The organism is Spirosoma rhododendri, from assembly GCF_012849055.1.
Classification (GTDB): domain Bacteria; phylum Bacteroidota; class Bacteroidia; order Cytophagales; family Spirosomataceae; genus Spirosoma; species Spirosoma rhododendri.
Genome location: NZ_CP051677.1, coordinates 692,022 through 709,693 on the forward strand (window position 1 = coordinate 692,022; position 17,672 = coordinate 709,693).

Sequence of the window (17,672 nt, forward strand, 5' to 3'; positions counted from 1 at the left end):
CTTTGTCTTATGACATTTTCGATTACTGCCCGCGACACGGCGTCGCAGGCGCGAACGGGTGTTTTTACGACCGACCACGGCCCCGTACAAACGCCGATTTTTATGCCCGTCGGGACGGCCGGAACGGTGAAAGCCGTGCATCAGCGCGAACTCGAAACCGACGTCAACGCGGAGATTATTCTGGGCAATACCTACCACCTGTACCTGCGCCCCGGCCTCGACGTGCTGCAACAGGCGGGCGGCCTGCACGGCTTCAACGGCTGGCGTAGGCCCATCCTGACCGATTCGGGTGGCTATCAGGTGTATTCACTGTCGAATACGCGCAAGATCAAGGAGGAGGGCGTTACGTTTAAATCGCACATCGACGGCTCGAAGCATACGTTTACGCCCGAAGGCGTGATGGATATTCAGCGCACCATCGGGGCCGACATAATTATGGCCTTCGACGAGTGTACGCCCTACCCCTGCGAGTACGGCTACGCCCGGCAGTCGATGGAGATGACGCACCGGTGGCTCGATCGCTGCATTACCCGCTTCGACGCCACCGAAGGCCACTACGGATACCGGCAAACGCTGTTCCCGATTGTGCAGGGCAGCACCTACGCCGATCTGCGCCGACAATCGGCCGAAACGATTGCGAGTAAAGAACGCGAAGGCAACGCCATCGGCGGCCTGGCCGTGGGTGAACCGGCGGAGGAAATGTACCAGACGATCGAACTGGTCAACGGTATTCTACCCGTCGACAAACCACGCTATCTGATGGGCGTCGGCACACCGGCCAACATTCTGGAAGCGATTGCACTGGGCGTGGATATGTTCGACTGCGTGATGCCGACCCGCAACGCGCGGCACGGGCTGCTATTCACAACGGCTGGTATCATCAACATCAAAAATGAGAAGTGGAGCCGCGACTTCAGCCCGATCGACGTGGGGCTGGGTGGCTACGCGAGTACGTTCTACACGAAAGCTTACTTACGCCATCTGTTCAAGGCGGATGAACTGCTGGGCGGTCAGATCGCCAGTCTGCAAAACCTGACGATGTACCTGTGGCTGGTCCGGCAGGCCCGTATGCACATCGAAGCGGGTGATTACGTAAGCTGGAAAAACAGCATCGTCGGCCAGTTGATGCAGCGGCTGTAGGTTTACCTCACCCCCGGCCCCTCTCCTAAAACAGGAGAGGGGTGACTAGCAGCACGTAAACCTTCGGCTTCGACCCATCAATTGGTTGGCTTCGCCACTAGAATCTTTACAAAACGGCAACAAGTTTGTCTTTAGAGTCACCCCTCTCCTGTTTTAGGAGAGGGGCTGGGGGTGAGGTCCCTTCCCCACTCCCACTTTTTCGGCCCGTAATTTGTACACACCCTCCACGAAAACGACACCTACCCACTGTTAGCCGGTGTCGACAAGTACACATACCGTTCGTTTTCGTGAAGCGAATTACCAGTAACCAACTGATTTATAGTCATTTTTTACTAATCAGCGGGTTAGTCATCTCATTGATTTGTCTGTCTGGGGCCGTTCGGGCGCAGACGGTGGAGAACCTGACGCCCGATCAGATTCGGCAGTTTGTCCAGCAGGCGCAGGCCAGCGGTATGAACGAGTCGCAGATGGAGCAAATGGCCCGTAGCCGGGGTTTTACCGATACGGACATCAGCCGGATGCAGCAGCGTATTCTGGAAACGGTCGGTACGCCCACCCGCCCCGGCAGCACCTCCGCGCCAGTTGTCGTAACCCGTGAGCAGCCCCCCACCCCGGCCCCGCCGACGTCCACGACCGGTTCCGCACCGACCACACCGACCGTGTTTGGCGCGTCGCTGTTCAGCAATAGTAATCTGACGTTTGAACCGAACCTGCGCATCCCGACGCCCCGCAACTACCAGCTCGGCCCCGACGATGAACTGGTGATCGATATTTTCGGCAATGCGCAGCAAACCTACCGGCCCAAAGTCAGTCCGGAGGGTAGCATTCGCGTCGAAAATCTGGCCCCGATCTTCGTCAGCGGTCTGACCATCGAGCAGGCAGAACAACGCATCGTCGGGCGGCTCAGAACGCTGTTTCAGGGACTGAACAACGGCGGGGGTATCGGCGCACAGGTGACGCTCGGCAGTGTGCGCAGCATCAGCGTTACGCTGCTGGGGCAGGTCGTGCGGCCGGGCACGTACACGCTGTCATCGCTGGCCAGTGTGTTCAACGCGCTCTACGCAGCCGGAGGACCGTCGCCCGACCGTGGGTCGTTTCGCGACGTGCGCGTGTACCGGGCTAACCGGCTCGTGAAAACGCTCGACATATACGATTTTCTGCTACGGGCCGATCAGTCGGCCAACGTCCGGCTGCACGATCAGGATATCATCTTTGTCGACCATTACGATACGCGCGTCGAACTGGCGGGGCAGGTACGGCAGCCGGGTCTGTACGAAGCCAAACGGGGCGAAACGCTGCGGCAGTTGCTCAACATAGCCGGTGGTTTTGCCGATCAGGCCTACACGGCATCGATCAGTCTGCTACGCAACACGCCGACGGGGCAACAACTACTGACGATACCCGCCGGAGACATTGATACATTTGCGCCCAAAGCCGGAGATCGCTATACGGTCGGCAGCTTACTGAATCGGGTCGAAAACAAGGTTACGATCAAAGGGGCAGTCTTCCGGCCCGGCGAATTTGCGCTGACCCAGAACCCTTCGCTGACACAGCTGATTCGCACGGCGGAAGGATTGCGGGAAGACGCCTTTCTGAACCGGGCTACCATCCGCCGACTGCGCGCCAACCTCGACCCCGAACTGATTTCGATCGATCTGAGCAAGCTCCTGCGGGGTCAGCAACCCGATATGCCGCTCAAGCGCGACGACGTGATCGAAATCATCAGCGTCGGGCAGTTGCGGCAGGAACGCACGGTGTCTATTCAGGGGGCGGTCAATCAGCCCGGTTCGTTTCCGTTTGTCGACAGCCTGACGGTGGCTAATCTGATCGTACAGGCGGGTGGTTTCACCGACGGGGCTACGGCGTCGCGGCTGGAGATTGCCCGGCGCATCGGGTCCGACACGGCCGGTGTTCCCAGCGAGCAGAATACCCGGCTGATCTCGTTCAGCATCGACCGCAACCTACGCCTTAGCCCCGCCGACGCGCAACTGGTGCTGCATCCCTACGATCAGGTGTTTGTCCGCACGTCGCCCCGTTACGAAGCGCAGAAAGGAGCCGTCGCAGTTGGCGAATTATACTACCCCGGCCCCTACGCCATCCGCGCCAGCACCGACCGCATCGCCGATCTCATCAGCCGGGCGGGTGGACTGAAACCCGATGCCGATCTGCTATCGGCCCGGTTTACGCGTCAGGGTGAGGTTGTTTCCGTCGACATTCACACCATTCTGAACGATCCATCCAACGTAGGAAACCTGCTGCTGGAAGACCGCGACACACTGGTTATTCCGCGCCGGACCGAACTGGTGCGGGTGCGGGGTGAAGTGCTGAATCCGGCTACGGTGGAGTTTGAGCAAGGCAAATCGTTTCGGGACTACATCGGCGAAGCGGGGGGCTTCACGAACAATGCGCAACGTAGCAAAGTGTATGCAGTACGCGCCAACGGCAAAATCGTATCGACGCGTTCGTTTCTGGGTATACACCGCTATCCGACGCCCGAACGCGGTATGAACGTCGTTATTCCGGCCGTTCCCCCGAAAGAGCAAAATCGATTATCAGCCACCGAACGGGCGGCTCTGCTAACAGTAATCTCGTCGGGTGCCGCCGTAGTGCTGTCGGTCATTCGCCTGTTTTTGTGATTGGTTTTCGGTTTACGGGCGGTCCGTCGCACGGGTGTAGCCTGGACCTCCAGGTCCGGGTGGGCGCGGAGCGACCTGAAAAGCTGCCGCCTTGAGCAATTGGCCTGACGGCCACCCGGACCTGGAGGTCCAGGCTACACCGGCCCGCCAACCACTGTAAACCGAATACCGTAACCTGTTAACCGTAAACTGAATACCATGTCCGACTCCTGGCTAAATTTATCACCCGACAACCTCGTTCGCACGGTCTGGCGGGGGCGCGTTCGGCTGATGCTGTTTGTGGGCGTTTTTACTGCGCTGGGCATCGTAGTAGCCCTGCTGACCCGGTCGGAATACATATCGGAAGCGCGGATTATGCCCGAAATGAACAGCGGTTCGGGGGATGTATTTCGGCGGCTGGCGTCGGTGGCGGGTTTCGGCGGGATAGACCTGTCGGATGCCGAGGGAGTCGACGCGGTACGGCCGGATCTGTACCCGAACGTACTGCAAAGTACCCCGTTTATTCTGTATTTGCTCGATCAACCGGTTGTCACGTCAGCCGGGAGAAAGCTGACCGTTACGCAATTGCTTGACCCCGACGGTGGGAAACCCGGCTTTTCCCTGCTTAGCTGGCTGCGTCCGGCCCCGGTTGCCACGACTGCCCCAACCCCAACAGGGCCGAACAAGCCGGTGAAGCTGACCATGCAGCAGCAGCAGCTGGCCGAAGAGATCGAGAAGCGGGTAACGGCCCGACTCGACACCCGGTCGGGCGTGATTTCGATTACCGCCCAGATGCCCGACCCGAGCGTAGCCGCTACAGTGGCGCAGCAGGCCATGAATTACCTGACGCAGTACGTGACGAGCTACCGAACCGAAAAAGCACGGCAGGATCTGCACTTTTACACACAGCGGCTTACCGAAGCGCGTCGACGCTACCAGACGGCGCAGTACAACGTGTTTCATTACAACGATCAGCACAAGTATCTGGTTGTCCAGTCGGCGACGATGGACCGGCAGCGCATGGAAGCCGAACTGACCATTGCCCAGACGGTGTATACCGAACTGTCGCGGCAGTACGAGCAGGCCCGGCTGAAGGTGCAGGAACGAACACCCGTGTTTAAAGTACTCGAACCGCCAAAAATTCCGCTACTTCGCGTTTCGCCCAAACGTGCCATGCTCGTGTTGACATACGCCCTCGCCGGATTGATCGTCGGCATTGTTTATTTGCTGACCAAACAGATCGGGGTAATGGATAGACTACGGGCGATGTTGGTGTAACCCAGACCGGTCCGCCGAAAACCGAATACCGTAAACTGAAAACCCACTTTGCTCGACGCACTCAGACAAAAGGAAAAAGCGATTGCCGTGATCGGGCTGGGCTACGTGGGGCTACCCCTCGCGCTGGCGTTTGCCCGGCAGTTTCGGGTAATTGGCTATGACATCAGCACTGACCGGATCGCGCTGATGCAGCGGCACGAAGACCCGTCGCGCGAACTAGGTGCCGACGCCTTCGCTGGTGCCGACATTACTTTTACGGCCAACCCCGACGACCTGCGCGCGGCCCATTTTTTCATCATCGCCGTACCGACACCCATCGACGATTATAAAGTCCCTGACCTGCGATTTTTGCAACGCGCATCAGCCGACGTAGGCCGGGCGCTGAAACCGGGCGACTACGTTGTGTACGAATCAACGGTGTACCCCGGCTGTACGGAAGACGATTGTTTGCCCACGCTGGAGCAAACCTCTGGCCTGACGCTGGGGCGGGATTTCAAACTGGGCTATTCCCCCGAACGCATCAACCCCGGCGACAAAGACCGGACGCTGGTCGATATCCTCAAAGTCGTGTCGGGAAGCGACGACGAAGCCGCCGGGGTTATCGCTGAACTGTACGACAGCATCATCCGGGCGGGGTGTACGTCGCGCCGAGTATCAAAGTAGCGGAAGCGGCCAAGGTGATCGAAAACACGCAGCGCGACCTGAATATTTCGCTGATGAACGAACTGGCGATCATCTTCGACAAGCTGGGTATCGACACGCATGAAGTGATCCGGGCGGCTTCAACCAAGTGGAATTTCCTGCCGTTTACACCGGGTCTGGTGGGTGGGCACTGCATCGGCATCGATCCGTATTACCTGCTTTACAAAGCCCGGCAGCTCGGCTACGACCCGCAGGTTATCAACTCGGGTCGGCGCATCAACGACGGTATGCCTGCCTATGTCGCGACTAAACTGCTGCAAAAACTGATTCAGCACGGGAAGAACCCCCGGCAGACGAAGGTGCTGGTCATGGGCCTGACGTTCAAGGAAAACGTCTCGGACATCCGCAATTCGCGCGTCGCCGATCTGGTACGGGAATTGATGAATTACTCGATCAGTGTACATCTGATCGATCCGCACGCGTCGCCCAATGAGGTAGCTCACGAGTACCGCATGACCCTACTCGACAGCCCCTCAGCGCAGTATGATGCGGTGATCGTGGCGGTAGGGCACGACGTGTACAAATCGCTCGACATCGCGTATTTCCGGTCGCTGATGAACGGCTCGCCCATCCTCCTCGACCTGAAAGGGCTGTATTCGGTCAAGAACGAAACGGGACTCGATTACTGGCGGCTGTAGGTGAGTTCACCCTCACCCCCGGCCCCTCTCCCAAAACGGGAGAGGGGTGCAATAAATATTGTAGATCATACTCATGCATATAGCCATTGTGTAACAAAAGCGGTAGTCAAAAGACTCGCTCTCAGTAGTCACCCCTCTCCCGTTTTGGGAGAGGGGCTGGGGGTGAGGGTAAACCAAATATAAACCTATGAAAATCGCTATCGTCGGCAGTCGCGCGTTTGATTCGCTGGAGTACCACCTGGCCGATTCGGTACGGGCGCTGGGCGGTCAGGCGGTTTGTGTCGATGGGGCAAGCCGATACACGCTGGCGCGGAAAGCACACTACTGGGTTAGCCGGTTTGTTGAATCGTACGACCGGGCTGCGTGTAGGCAGCTGGCCCGGCGGGTGGCGGCCGAACGACCCGATCTGGTGCTGGTTGTGTACCGACACCTGCACCCGATTTTTGTTGATACGGTGAAGCAATTACTGCCGGGCATCGTCGTGGCGCAGATCAATCCCGATGCCTTGTCAAACCTAGAAAAGCAGCAGGTCATTGCCGCTGACTTCGATCATTACTTCACAAAGGAACCGTACATCGCCGATTTTCTGCGCAACAAAGCCGGACTGAACGCGCACTACCTGCCCGAAGGATTTAACCCCCGTATTCACCGCCGACCCGATCTCGACAAGGCCACGGCCGAACAGCAAACTAACATCGACGTGCTGCTCTACGGCGGCCTTTACGCCTACCGCGCCCGCATGGTCGATCAGTTGCAGCGGGCGGGTGTTCGGGTGGCCGTGTTCGGCAGCGAAGGGCCGTATTTACCCGCGTCGGTACGATCGGCGTTTCAGGGGCGGTATCTCGTTGGCGACGAAAAAAACCGGCTGCTCTACGGGGCACGGATCGTGTTTAATAATTTTCACTACGCCGAAGTCACCTCAGCCAACCAGAAATACTTTGAAATTAACGGCATCGGTGGCTTTCAACTCTGCGACTACAAACCAACGCTCGACGAATACAGCCTCGTCCCGACTGAGCGCGTAACCTACCGAACAACGGCCGAAGCGATCGACATGATCCGGTATTTTCTGGCGCACCCCGCCGAGCGGCACACACTTGCCGACTGCCAGCATACGCATTTCCAGCAGCACCATACGTTCGATCAGCGGGTCGATGAGTTGCTGCGTATTACGGGTCATAGCCTGCCAATCATGCATGAACGTCGGCCCGTTTAGCAAGCCTGTCCGCTGGCCTGTCTGGTCTGGTTCGCTGCTGACGCTATTGAGTGGTCAGGGGCTATCGGCCGGGCTGAGCCTGCTATATGGCAAGCTGACAGCCCTGTACATTTCGCCTGACGTATGGGGTGAGTATAGCCTGTTGCTTGTAGCCGTGACCTTCGTACATAGTCTGCTGGTATCGCCCACTATTCAGTCGTTCAAATCGGCACTGGGTCAGTTTTCGCACCCGTCTGCTATTCGTTTTTATGGGCAGGTGGCCGGGCTGATTTATTTGCTGGTCATGCCATTGGTGGCGCTACTGGCCGGGTTGTATTACCAGAACCCCGTGTTTGGGCTGATCTGGCTGGTGGCGGTTGGGCAGGGGCTGTATCAGGCCGGCGCAGATTATCGGAATGCCCTGGGGCAACACCGTCAGTTTACGCGTTTGCAGGTCGGCTATGCAGCCGGAGCGCTGGTTTCGTTTGGCGTAGTTGTCGTTGGGTTGCAGCACTACACGAGCATTGCACTCTGGCAATCGGCGGCCCTTGTCAACGGCCTGTTTGCGGTACTATCAATTACCCCGCTGACCCGACAGGTCCGGCCTGTTCAAAACCCGTTCCCCGACCGGATCCAACTTTTCAGAGCCTACCAACGCTACGTGACGCCCTTGCTCAGCATGGCCGTCTGGGCTTGGGTGTTGAACTACGCCGACCGCTATCTGATCCGCCTGTACCTGACCGACGCCGATGTTGGACAATACAGCATGGGGTACAGTCTGGGGGCCAAACTATTGCTGTTTGCATCGCCCCTACTGGCGTTTCTGTCGCCACAGGTGCTGAGTTTACGTACGCAGAATCAACCGCCATCGACAGCGAATCCGCTGCTGCTGCGCTATGTGCGACCTTATCTGGGGCTGGCCGGCATTGCCTGTTTGCTCTTTTTCCTGAGCCGAAATTGGGTTGGCACGCTGCTGCTGTCGGATCGGTACAGCCCGGCATTTGACGTCGCCCCGCTCGTAGCCGTCGGTTACCTGTTCCTGACCAGTATTCACCTGCTCGAACTGAAGTGGTACACCTTCGGGCAGACCCGGTATATCTTGTTGCACACTGTGTTTGGCGTCGTCGTAAATCTGGCATTCAATGTGCTACTGATCCCCCGGCTGGGTATCGCCGGAGCCGCGTGGGCAACGGCTATCGGTTACGCGGCTCAGTTTGCGCTGGCCCGTTTTCTGTTTCAGCGGTAGACCGGTGCACCGGAGCACGGTAATGTCTATCGAGTCCTTTTTATCCTGCCATGAAGCGTATACTGGCCACACTGGTCGTTTTTTGGGTAGCTTATGTCGGCTGGAAGGGTACCCTGCCCGAAGCAATTGCCTTTGCTCTGCCCGTATATTGCTTCCTGACGTTTGTCAATCAGATCAGCCGACGGATAGCCCTGCTGGAGTGTATTGCCTTCGTGGCCGCGCTGGAAATTCTACAGATTCCGGCCGTCACGTATTGGCTGCTGCCCGCGTCGATGCCCATTGAGTCTGACGTGTATTTCAGCTACGCGCTGCCCGCGTTCAGTTTGTTTTACCTCGGCCTTATGGTCCGGCCCGGACAGAGCGAGATTGATCACGCAGCCGCCATTAGGTCGACTATCGATGCCCTACGGCACAACCAGCGGGCGGGATTAGTCCTGCTACTGATCGGCCTAGCGGGTTATGGCGTTCGCACGCTGATGCCGGGCGCGCCAACGTTCGTTAGCCATATCCCGTCTTACTGCTTGTTTATCAGCGTTTTGTATACCTGGTACGCCCGAAGTCCGCTGCGCTGGCTCATCGTCGGGCTGGTCGTGGTTGTGCTGGGCATGTATACCATCCGGGAAGGAATGTTCGGTGAGTTGTTTTTCTGGCTGATGTTGCTGACGCTGTTTCTGACGACCGGGCGAACTACCCCACTGTCGGCTACAACCAAAACCGCCTTCGTCACGTCGGCGTTTGCCCTGCTACTGTTGATTCAGTCGGTAAAGGCTGAGTACCGCTTCAGCACATGGGGCCATACCCGGAAGGAACGCAGCGGCAACGCCGGGCTAATGGGCGAACTGCTCGCCGACCGCCTGACCGACCCGTCAAAGCTGTTGACACCGGCGCATTTTTTCAGTTCGTTTATGCGCTTCAACCAAGGCCTGATGATTGGCAGCGCGATGGCGAAAGTACCACGGCACGAGCCTTACGCCGGGGGCGAAGTGCTCCTCTCGCTGGTGTATCCGTTCGTGCCGCGCCTGCTGTGGCCAGGCAAACCGCAGACGGGCGGCTACGAAAACATTCGGCGGTTCACATCGCTCCCACAGTCGGAAAATACCAGCATCAACCTGTCGCCCCTGGGTGAGGGCTACGTCAATTTTGGCTACGGCGGGCTGCTATTTGCCCTGGGCTATGGCGGGTTGCTAGGCTACGTGTTCCGGCGCGTTTTTCAACTGGCGAAACAGCAACCAACGCTTATTTTGTGGCTTCCCATGCTGTTTGTAGGGTGCCTGACCATGGAAACGGATCTGCTTTCGACCTGGGGAAGTCTACTCAACAACGCTTTATTTCTGCTGGTGCTGTACGGGCTGCTGAAGCGATTTTCGATTCAGCTCTAACAGCCATGCGTATCACGTACCTATTTCGTAGCCCCGGCACCGGCTACAGTATCGAAACGCTGTTCGGCACGATTCGGCAGGCCGTGGGTCAGCAGACCGGCACCGGGCCAGATTCGGTCTATCTGCCCCGTGTCAGCCGTAGCCTGCGCGATGTCTGGCACAACCTGCGCTTCATCCGGCGGCAGCGATTCCAGGGAATCGTTCACATCACCGGCGACGTGCAATACGCGGCATTGGCCCTACCCGCGTCGCGCACCGTACTAACAATTCACGACTGCATTCCGCTCGAACGCTTCCGACACCGCCCCCTGCGCTACGCCCTGTTCTGGCTGATTTGGTATTACCTGCCCATCCGACGGGCGCGCGTCGTGACGACGATTTCCGAAAAAACGCGGCAGGATCTGCTTCGGTACGTTGGGCGTGTGGCCGAAAAAGTCATAGTAGTGCCCAACGCTGTCGATCCGGCTTTTCTCGCCCAACCGGCTGATTTCAACACGATAAACCCAATCATTCTACAGGTCGGTACGGCATCTCACAAAAATATTCCGCGCCTGCTCGATGCGCTGACGGGCATTCCCTGCACACTACGGCTCGTTGGGCCGCTCACGCCCGATCTGCGGAAACGACTTCAGCAAAACGCCATTCACTACGAATCGTACCAGAACCTTGATTCAACCTCTATCCTAAAAATTTACACTGAATCAGATTTAGTAACATTTACGTCGACGTATGAAGGTTTTGGTATGCCTATTGTAGAAGCCAATGCTGTTGGCCGGGCGGTGCTGACGTCAGCGATTTCGCCCCTGCGCGATGTAGCTGGCGACGCGGCTCACCTGGTCGATCCTGCTGATACCGAAGCTATTCAGCAGGGCGTATCGCGACTCATCAACGACACGGCTTACCGGCAACAGCTAATCGATGCTGGCTACCGAAACGCCCGGCGTTTTTCGCCCGAAATGATTGCTGTTCACTATCTGACTCAGTACCAACGCCTGATTCCTTACCACCGTTAACGATATAGTTCGTATGACCATTCTAATGTCGGCCGACTGGTTTTACCCTTGCCACATCGGCGGGCCAAGCAACACGATCTACTGGCAGGCCCGCGCCCTGACCCGCGCCGGACACTCGGTATTCGTCATCGCAACGGCGCAGGGGCAGCAGTCGTCCGTCCCGCTCGACAAATGGCTGACGATGGACTGCGGACAGGTTATTTACACGCGGAATCCGCATTTTTACCTGCCCTTCCGCCACATCTGGCAGGGCTGGCGGACTATGCGCAAAGCCGATGTCGTTCACCTAAACAGCCTGTTCTACCCCAGTTCGCTGGTGTTGGCGGTGCTGGCGCGGCTGCTGGGCAAACCGGTTATCTGGTCGCCCCACGGCGAACTCAGCCCGCCCGCGCTCGACTATAGTCCGCGCATCAAGAAAGCAGTGCTGAGCCTGATCTGGCTCTTGCGGAAGCAGGTGCTGTTTCACGCCACATGCCCCGCCGAAGCGACCTATATCCGGCAACAGTTCGGCCCCTGCGCCACCGTCAGCGAAGTACGCAACATGATGGACATTCCCCTGCCCGTCGACCGCAAAGCCCGGCCTTATCTGCTGTTTATGGGCCGGATTCATCCCATCAAAGCCATCGATAAACTGATCGACGCGCTGGGCCAGTCGGCCCTGTTCCGGCAGAGCGACTACGAACTGATTATTGCCGGGCCGGAGTCGGACCCAGTCTACGCAAAGCAATTGCGCGAACAGATTCGGCGGCTTAATCTGCACCAGAAAATCGTTTTTTCAGGACTGGTGACGGGCGCGATCAAAGACCAGTTTTATGCCGATGCGCTGATAACGATCCTGCCCTCGAAGTCGGAGAGTTTTGGCAATGTGGTGCTTGAATCGCTGGCGCAGGGCACGCCGGTTATTGCGTCGACGGGTACGCCCTGGGAAGTGCTGGAAGCCGAGCAGGCGGGTAGCTGGGTGCCAAACGATGCTACGGCACTGCAAGAAGAAATTGACCGCTACCTGAGCATGTCGCCGGAGCAGTATCAGCACTACCGCAGTCAGGCGGCTACGCTGGCCCGGCAGCGTTTCGACATCAACGCCAACGTCGACCAATGGCAATTCGTATATCAGGCAATGGCAGCCTGATTGCGGAGCAACGACCCCGTGGGTCGACGGATTCTGCTTACCTTGCTTCGTGAAGATTCTTACCGTTGTCGGGGCCCGGCCCAACTTCGTAAAGGTAGCCCCGCTACACCGCGCGTTTCAGGCCGACCCAACCATCGAGTCGAAACTCGTACATACCGGGCAGCACCACGACGCCCGGATGAGCGACGTTTTTTTCCAACAGTTCGACCTGCCCCAGCCCGATTATTTTCTGGGCATAGACAGCGGCACGCCAACCCGTCAGACTGCCGATATTCTGCTGCGTTTTGAACCGATTCTGGCGCGGGAACAACCCGACTGGCTCGTCGTTGTGGGCGACGTAACAAGTACATTGGCCTGCGCGCTGGTAGCTGCACGGCTGGGTATCCGGGTGGCGCATGTCGAAGCGGGGCTGCGCTCCGGCGATCGGCAGATGCCCGAAGAAATCAACCGCATCCTGACCGATCACCTGGCCGACCTGCTGTTCGTGACTGAGCAAGCGGGTTTGGACAATCTCCACCGGGAAGGCATTCCCGACGCGAAGGTTCGGCTCGTGGGTAATCTCATGATCGATTCGCTGGTGCATCATCGCCCGGCCGCCACAGCGCTGAATACAATTGGTAAGCTGGGTTTATTGCCGAAACGTTACGTGTTGCTGACCATGCATCGCCCCGCCAACGTCGACACCGAAACCGGGCTTCGTAGCGTCGTAGAGATTGTGACGGAACTGGCTAAACGCCGACCGGTGCTGTTTCCGCTGCATCCACGCACCCGCGCCAGCCTGATTCGGCACGAGTTGCTGGATAGGCTGACGGCCACGCCGAACGTCCGGCTGCTGGACCCACAGGGCTATCTGGAGTTTCTGAATCTGCTGGAAAACGCGGCCATTGTGCTGACCGATTCGGGCGGTGTTCAGGAAGAAACGACTTACCTCAACGTACCCTGCCTGACGCTCCGCACCACCACCGAACGACCCGTTACGGCGTCACTGGGTACGAATCGACTTATCCCCGGCCTGACCCCGACGGCCGTTCTGGAAGCAGTCGACGCGGCCCTAACCCGCCAGCAGAGCCCCAAAACAACTATTCCACTCTGGGATGGCCGCGCGGCTGAACGGATTGTCGAGTGTCTCCGGCAGCTTCCAGCTGTCGAGCCGCAATAGCGGCTAACCAACCCGCCTGATTCTGTTGCTAGTATCTCACCTATTCCGCCAGTTCGGTCATTAGCTCATTCAGGATTTTTTGGGCGGCTATCGAGATGACTGTGCCGGGGCCAAACACGCCTTTAACGCCCGCGTCGTACAGGTACTGATAGTCGCCTGCTGGGATGACGCCCCCCGCAATGACCATAATATCGGCCCGGTCCAGTTTCGCCAGCTCCTCAATTAGCTGCGGCACTAGTGTCTTATGCCCTGCCGCCAGACTCGACACGCCCACGATATGCACGTCGTTTTCGGCGGCTTGACGGGCCACCTCGGCGGGCGTCTGAAACAGCGGCCCCATGTCGACGTCGAAGCCCAGATCGGCAAAACTGGTCGCGATGATTTTAGCGCCCCGGTCGTGCCCATCCTGCCCCATCTTCGCAACCAGAATTCGGGGACGGCGACCGTCGAGTTCGGCAAACTGATCGCTCAGCTGCCGCGCCAGCCGGAAGTTTTCGTCATCCGACACTTCCGCCGAATAAATCCCGGATACGGCCCGAATCGTGGCTTTGTGCCGCCCGAATACCTGCTCCAGCGCGTCGGAAATTTCGCCCAGCGTAGCCCGGTGCCGGGCTGCGTCGACAGCCAGTTCCAATAGGTTATCGGTTCCCTGAGCAGCTTCCGTTAGTGCAGCCAGTGCCCGTTCGACCTGCGCCGGGTCGCGCTCGGCCTTTACCCGCGCCAGTCGGTTTAGCTGAGCGTCGCGCACGGCTTTGTTGTCGACTTCAAGCAGTTCGATGTCGGTAGGCACATCGGGCTGGTAGCGGTTTACACCCACGATTACGTCTTTCGCGCTGTCGATACGGGCCTGCTTCCGGGCGGCCGCTTCCTCGATACGCAGCTTGGGCAGGCCGGTGTCGATAGCTTTGGTCATACCCCCCAAGCCTTCGACTTCTTCAATCAACGCCCACGCTTTGTCGACCAGTTGGCTCGTCAGGTAATCGACGTAGTGCGAGCCGCCCCAGGGGTCGATAGCGCGGGTGATGTCTGTTTCGTTCTGTAGATAGAGCTGCGTATTTCGGGCGATACGGGCCGAAAAGTCGGTGGGCAGCGCAATGGCTTCGTCAAGCGAATTGGTGTGCAGACTCTGCGTACCACCCAGCACAGCGGCCAGAGCTTCGATAGTCGTCCGGGCGACGTTATTGAACGGGTCCTGCTCGGTCAGGCTATAGCCGGAGGTTTGGCAGTGCGTCCGTAAGGCCAGCGACTTCGGATTGTTCGGAGTGAACTGCCCAACGATGCGCGACCACAGCAGCCGCCCGGCGCGCAGCTTGGCAATCTCCATGAAGTGATTCATACCGATACCCCAGAAAAACGACAGCCGGGGCGCAAAATCGTCGATACCCATGCCCGCCCGCAACCCCGTCCGGATGTATTCAAGCCCGTCGGCCAGCGTGTAGGCCAGCTCGATATGTGCCGGGGCACCCGCTTCGTGCATGTGGTAGCCGCTGATGCTGATCGAGTTGAAGCGGGGCATGTGGCGACTGGTGTACGCGAAAATATCGCCCACAATCCGCATCGACGGTTCAGGCGGGTAGATATACGTATTCCGTACCATAAACTCCTTCAGAATGTCGTTCTGAATGGTGCCCGACAGCTTTTCCGGCGATACGCCCTGCTCTTCAGCCGCGACGATGTAGAACGCCATCACCGGCAGCACAGCCCCGTTCATGGTCATCGACACCGACATCTGATCCAGTGGAATTTGATCGAACAGAATCTTCATATCCTCCACCGTATCGATAGCCACACCCGCCTTACCCACGTCGCCCACGACGCGCGGGTGGTCGGAGTCGTAGCCCCGGTGCGTAGCCAGATCAAACGCCACCGATAGTCCCTTTTGCCCGGCAGCCAGGTTGCGCCGATAGAACGCATTCGACTCTTCGGCGGTCGAGAAGCCCGCGTACTGCCGCACCGTCCAGGGCTGGCGCACATACATACTGGCATACGGCCCCCGCAGATACGGCGGAATCCCGGCCTGATCGCCCGCGAACCGCTCTACCGCTTCGGGCTGCGTCTCGACAGGAATGCCTTCGGCCGTAACGAACGGTTTGCCCGCCGGTTTCGTAGGTGCTGGCTGGGCGGGTGAAGCAGATCGGTTGAAGTCGGGTTTCATAAGGTAATGCTTTGCCAGGGAGGTGATCGTCAATTCCCAATAAAGAGCGTGTTTAGTTTGGTTAGTAAACCGACATAAGTAACCGTAATCAAGGTCAATACGAATCGGCGTTTCTCTCCATCGTGACTATACATCAGTTCGTTTCTATCAATGAGCATTTGTAGCCACAAATGCCCATCCGTCAACAGCCCGTCCTGAATGGCCTGTTTGATAACAACACGCGGCCCTTTTACATCAGCATGGCCAGCCTCCTGCGCCAGATAATCCTGTAACGTTTTCCAGGCCAGTTCGAAGGTGAATTTAAACCGCAAAATAGCCCCGTCTTTTTCCAGTTCGTTCAAATCTGGATAAGCTGCCAGTCCGGCTGTTAGCTGGCCCAACGCCCGCTGAAACGATTCGTGCCGCTCAATCCATCGCTTTGCCATCGTTCATCATTACTAGTTTAAACACAGAGTCACAGAGCACGTAACGATGGTTTCTCATCCCAACGCATACACGTCGATTTTCCCGTCAAGAAGAACGGTATCTGTGTTCTCCGTGACTCTGTGTTGAAAAACTCATCATTCGAATTCAGCCGCCAGCCGTCGGTCGGGTAGCAGGCCGGTTTGTGCAGCCGGTACCACAGCATCCTGTCCGGCACTCGGCTCATCGAACCGAAATTTGGTGACACCCACCAGCACCCGGCCCTGACGCACGGCATCTACCTTCGCCTGCCACGACCGCTCGATTTGCTCGCCTACCCAACCAGACGACAGCCCAGCCAGCAAACCGCCCTGTTTTTCCAGTTCAAGAAATAGCGTCCAGGCCGATTCGGTCAGCTCATTCGTCAGTGTTTCTATATAGTAAGACCCGGCTGATGGGTCGGCCACTTTGTCGAGGTAGCTTTCCGCTTTCAACAGTACTGATACGTTGCGGGCGATGCGTTCACTAAAGGCCGAGGGCGTTGTCAACACGGCGTCGAACGGATGAACGGTCAGCACGTCGGCCCCGCCAATTACGGCTGCCATCGCTTCAGTTGTCGACCGGAGCAGGTTGGTGTTAGGCGTTGCTTTGGCATCGTAGAATGTCGATGTCTGGGCGTGGATGTAGGGTGCTGGTACGCTCTTCAGATCGTAACAGCCAGCCAGCCGGAACCACAGCACCCGTAGGGCCCGTAGCTTGGCAATTTCCAGAAAATAACCCGTCCCAACCGACACCGACAGTATCGTCCGGTCAAGCAGTTCAGTTATCGACAAACCAGCGTCCGTCAGCGCGTCGTACTGATCGGACAGATTCCCCAGCAGAAAAGCCAGCTCCTGACTGGCGGTAGCCCCCGCATTATGGAACACGTGACTACTGGCGCAAATCGTCCTGAAACGCGGTGAACCACCTGACAACCGGGTGGCCTCGGCGTATGTCGTTTGTAGTGTATCGGCGGCTTTTCCCGTATAGACGTACGCGGCAATCGGGTCGCTCAGCAGCCCGCCCCGCCACTGGTACGGCGCGACGTTTAATAGCATTTTTACCAGTTCGTCGGGTTTGCCGGTTCTGAAAAAAACGGGCGTTTCGCTTAGTTTGATACCGCTGATTATCCGCGACACCGACACCGGATCAACCGCGTCGGGCAGCGACAGCACCAGCGAATCGGCCCCGCTATCGAGCAGCTGCCGCAGTCCGGTACTGGCCTCTCCGCCATCCTTCACCACCCGTTCCGGCGCGTTGAGCCATCCCGGCTGGGTCCGTTGTGCGCCCTGTATGGCCGTCAGCGGTAGGGTTGTCAGGGCGTCGGCGGTGTAGTACGGCTCCATTGTGAATCCGTCCGGCGTCAGCCAGCGTAGCCCTTCGTCGGCCCGCTCATCTTTCAGTTCCCGGCGAACCTGCTTTTGCCAGTCGCTGAACGTCGCGGGGGCGAACGATTGGGGAGAATATGTATCCATAACGAAGCGAGTTGCCTTATTACTGGTAAAAGTAGTATTTTCTCTTTTCGGGGACAATCCGGCCACGTAGTATCGTAGCGCACAGTGGGGTTGCATTATTCGAAGGG

Annotated in this window: 14 protein-coding genes; 11 read left to right on the plus strand and 3 right to left on the minus strand. The window is 58.1% G+C overall.

Translation table 11 applies throughout. The features are described from left to right. Positions 1–9 precede the first annotated feature (9 nt). From tgt to wecB, 11 genes are all read left to right on the plus strand, one after another. The gene (tgt, locus tag HH216_RS02675) at positions 10–1,140 is read left to right on the plus strand and encodes a tRNA guanosine(34) transglycosylase Tgt (RefSeq protein WP_169549383.1); all 1,131 of its coding nucleotides are present in this window, start codon (positions 10–12) and stop codon (positions 1,138–1,140) included. Between the two features lie 287 nt (positions 1,141–1,427). Continuing rightward, the gene (locus tag HH216_RS02680; protein ID WP_254448668.1) at positions 1,428–3,776 is read left to right on the plus strand and encodes an SLBB domain-containing protein; all 2,349 of its coding nucleotides are present in this window, start codon (positions 1,428–1,430) and stop codon (positions 3,774–3,776) included. A 198-nt stretch (positions 3,777–3,974) separates the two neighbouring features. Further along, positions 3,975–5,033, plus strand: a complete 1,059-nt coding sequence (locus HH216_RS02685) for a Wzz/FepE/Etk N-terminal domain-containing protein (RefSeq protein WP_169549384.1) — start codon at positions 3,975–3,977, stop codon at positions 5,031–5,033. A gap of 48 nt (positions 5,034–5,081) precedes the next feature. Beyond that, positions 5,082–5,696, plus strand: coding sequence for a nucleotide sugar dehydrogenase (locus HH216_RS26555; RefSeq protein WP_332871458.1), 615 nt, complete (start codon positions 5,082–5,084; stop codon positions 5,694–5,696). Beyond that, positions 5,669–6,373: a nucleotide sugar dehydrogenase gene (locus HH216_RS26560; RefSeq protein ID WP_332871459.1), complete on the plus strand. Its 705-nt coding sequence runs from the start codon at positions 5,669–5,671 to the stop codon at positions 6,371–6,373. The genes HH216_RS26555 and HH216_RS26560 overlap by 28 nt, the downstream gene beginning before the upstream one ends. A 187-nt stretch (positions 6,374–6,560) precedes the next feature. Beyond that, positions 6,561–7,589 carry a CgeB family protein gene (locus HH216_RS02695; protein ID WP_169549385.1) on the plus strand — a complete coding sequence of 343 codons (1,029 nt, stop codon included), beginning with the start codon at positions 6,561–6,563 and terminating at the stop codon, positions 7,587–7,589. Continuing rightward, positions 7,570–8,814 (plus strand): lipopolysaccharide biosynthesis protein, encoded by a 1,245-nt coding sequence (locus HH216_RS02700; protein ID WP_169549386.1) that lies wholly within the window; start codon positions 7,570–7,572, stop codon positions 8,812–8,814. The genes HH216_RS02695 and HH216_RS02700 overlap by 20 nt, the downstream gene beginning before the upstream one ends. 50 nt (positions 8,815–8,864) lie before the next feature. Continuing rightward, the gene (locus HH216_RS02705; RefSeq protein ID WP_169549387.1) at positions 8,865–10,193 is read left to right on the plus strand and encodes a hypothetical protein; all 1,329 of its coding nucleotides are present in this window, start codon (positions 8,865–8,867) and stop codon (positions 10,191–10,193) included. A gap of 5 nt (positions 10,194–10,198) precedes the next feature. Next, a complete protein-coding gene (locus tag HH216_RS02710) occupies positions 10,199–11,206 on the plus strand; it encodes a glycosyltransferase family 4 protein (protein WP_169549388.1) in 1,008 nt (335 codons plus the stop codon). 13 nt (positions 11,207–11,219) lie between these two features. Further along, a complete protein-coding gene (locus tag HH216_RS02715; protein WP_169549389.1) occupies positions 11,220–12,335 on the plus strand; it encodes a glycosyltransferase family 4 protein in 1,116 nt (371 codons plus the stop codon). 49 nt (positions 12,336–12,384) lie between these two features. Further along, a complete protein-coding gene (gene wecB / locus HH216_RS02720) occupies positions 12,385–13,494 on the plus strand; it encodes a non-hydrolyzing UDP-N-acetylglucosamine 2-epimerase (RefSeq protein ID WP_169549390.1) in 1,110 nt (369 codons plus the stop codon). A 40-nt stretch (positions 13,495–13,534) separates the two neighbouring features. Here the strand turns inward: wecB and scpA are convergent, their stop codons facing one another. The 3 genes from scpA to HH216_RS02735 form a co-directional block, all read right to left on the minus strand. Continuing rightward, a complete protein-coding gene (gene scpA, locus HH216_RS02725) occupies positions 13,535–15,649 on the minus strand; it encodes a methylmalonyl-CoA mutase (protein WP_169549391.1) in 2,115 nt (704 codons plus the stop codon). A 29-nt stretch (positions 15,650–15,678) separates the two neighbouring features. Next, a complete protein-coding gene (locus HH216_RS02730; RefSeq protein ID WP_169549392.1) occupies positions 15,679–16,074 on the minus strand; it encodes an HI0074 family nucleotidyltransferase substrate-binding subunit in 396 nt (131 codons plus the stop codon). 135 nt (positions 16,075–16,209) lie between these two features. Beyond that, on the minus strand, positions 16,210–17,565 hold the full coding sequence (locus tag HH216_RS02735; RefSeq protein ID WP_169549393.1) for a methylmalonyl-CoA mutase family protein: 1,356 nt from the start codon (positions 17,563–17,565) through the stop codon (positions 16,210–16,212). Positions 17,566–17,672 lie beyond the last annotated feature (107 nt).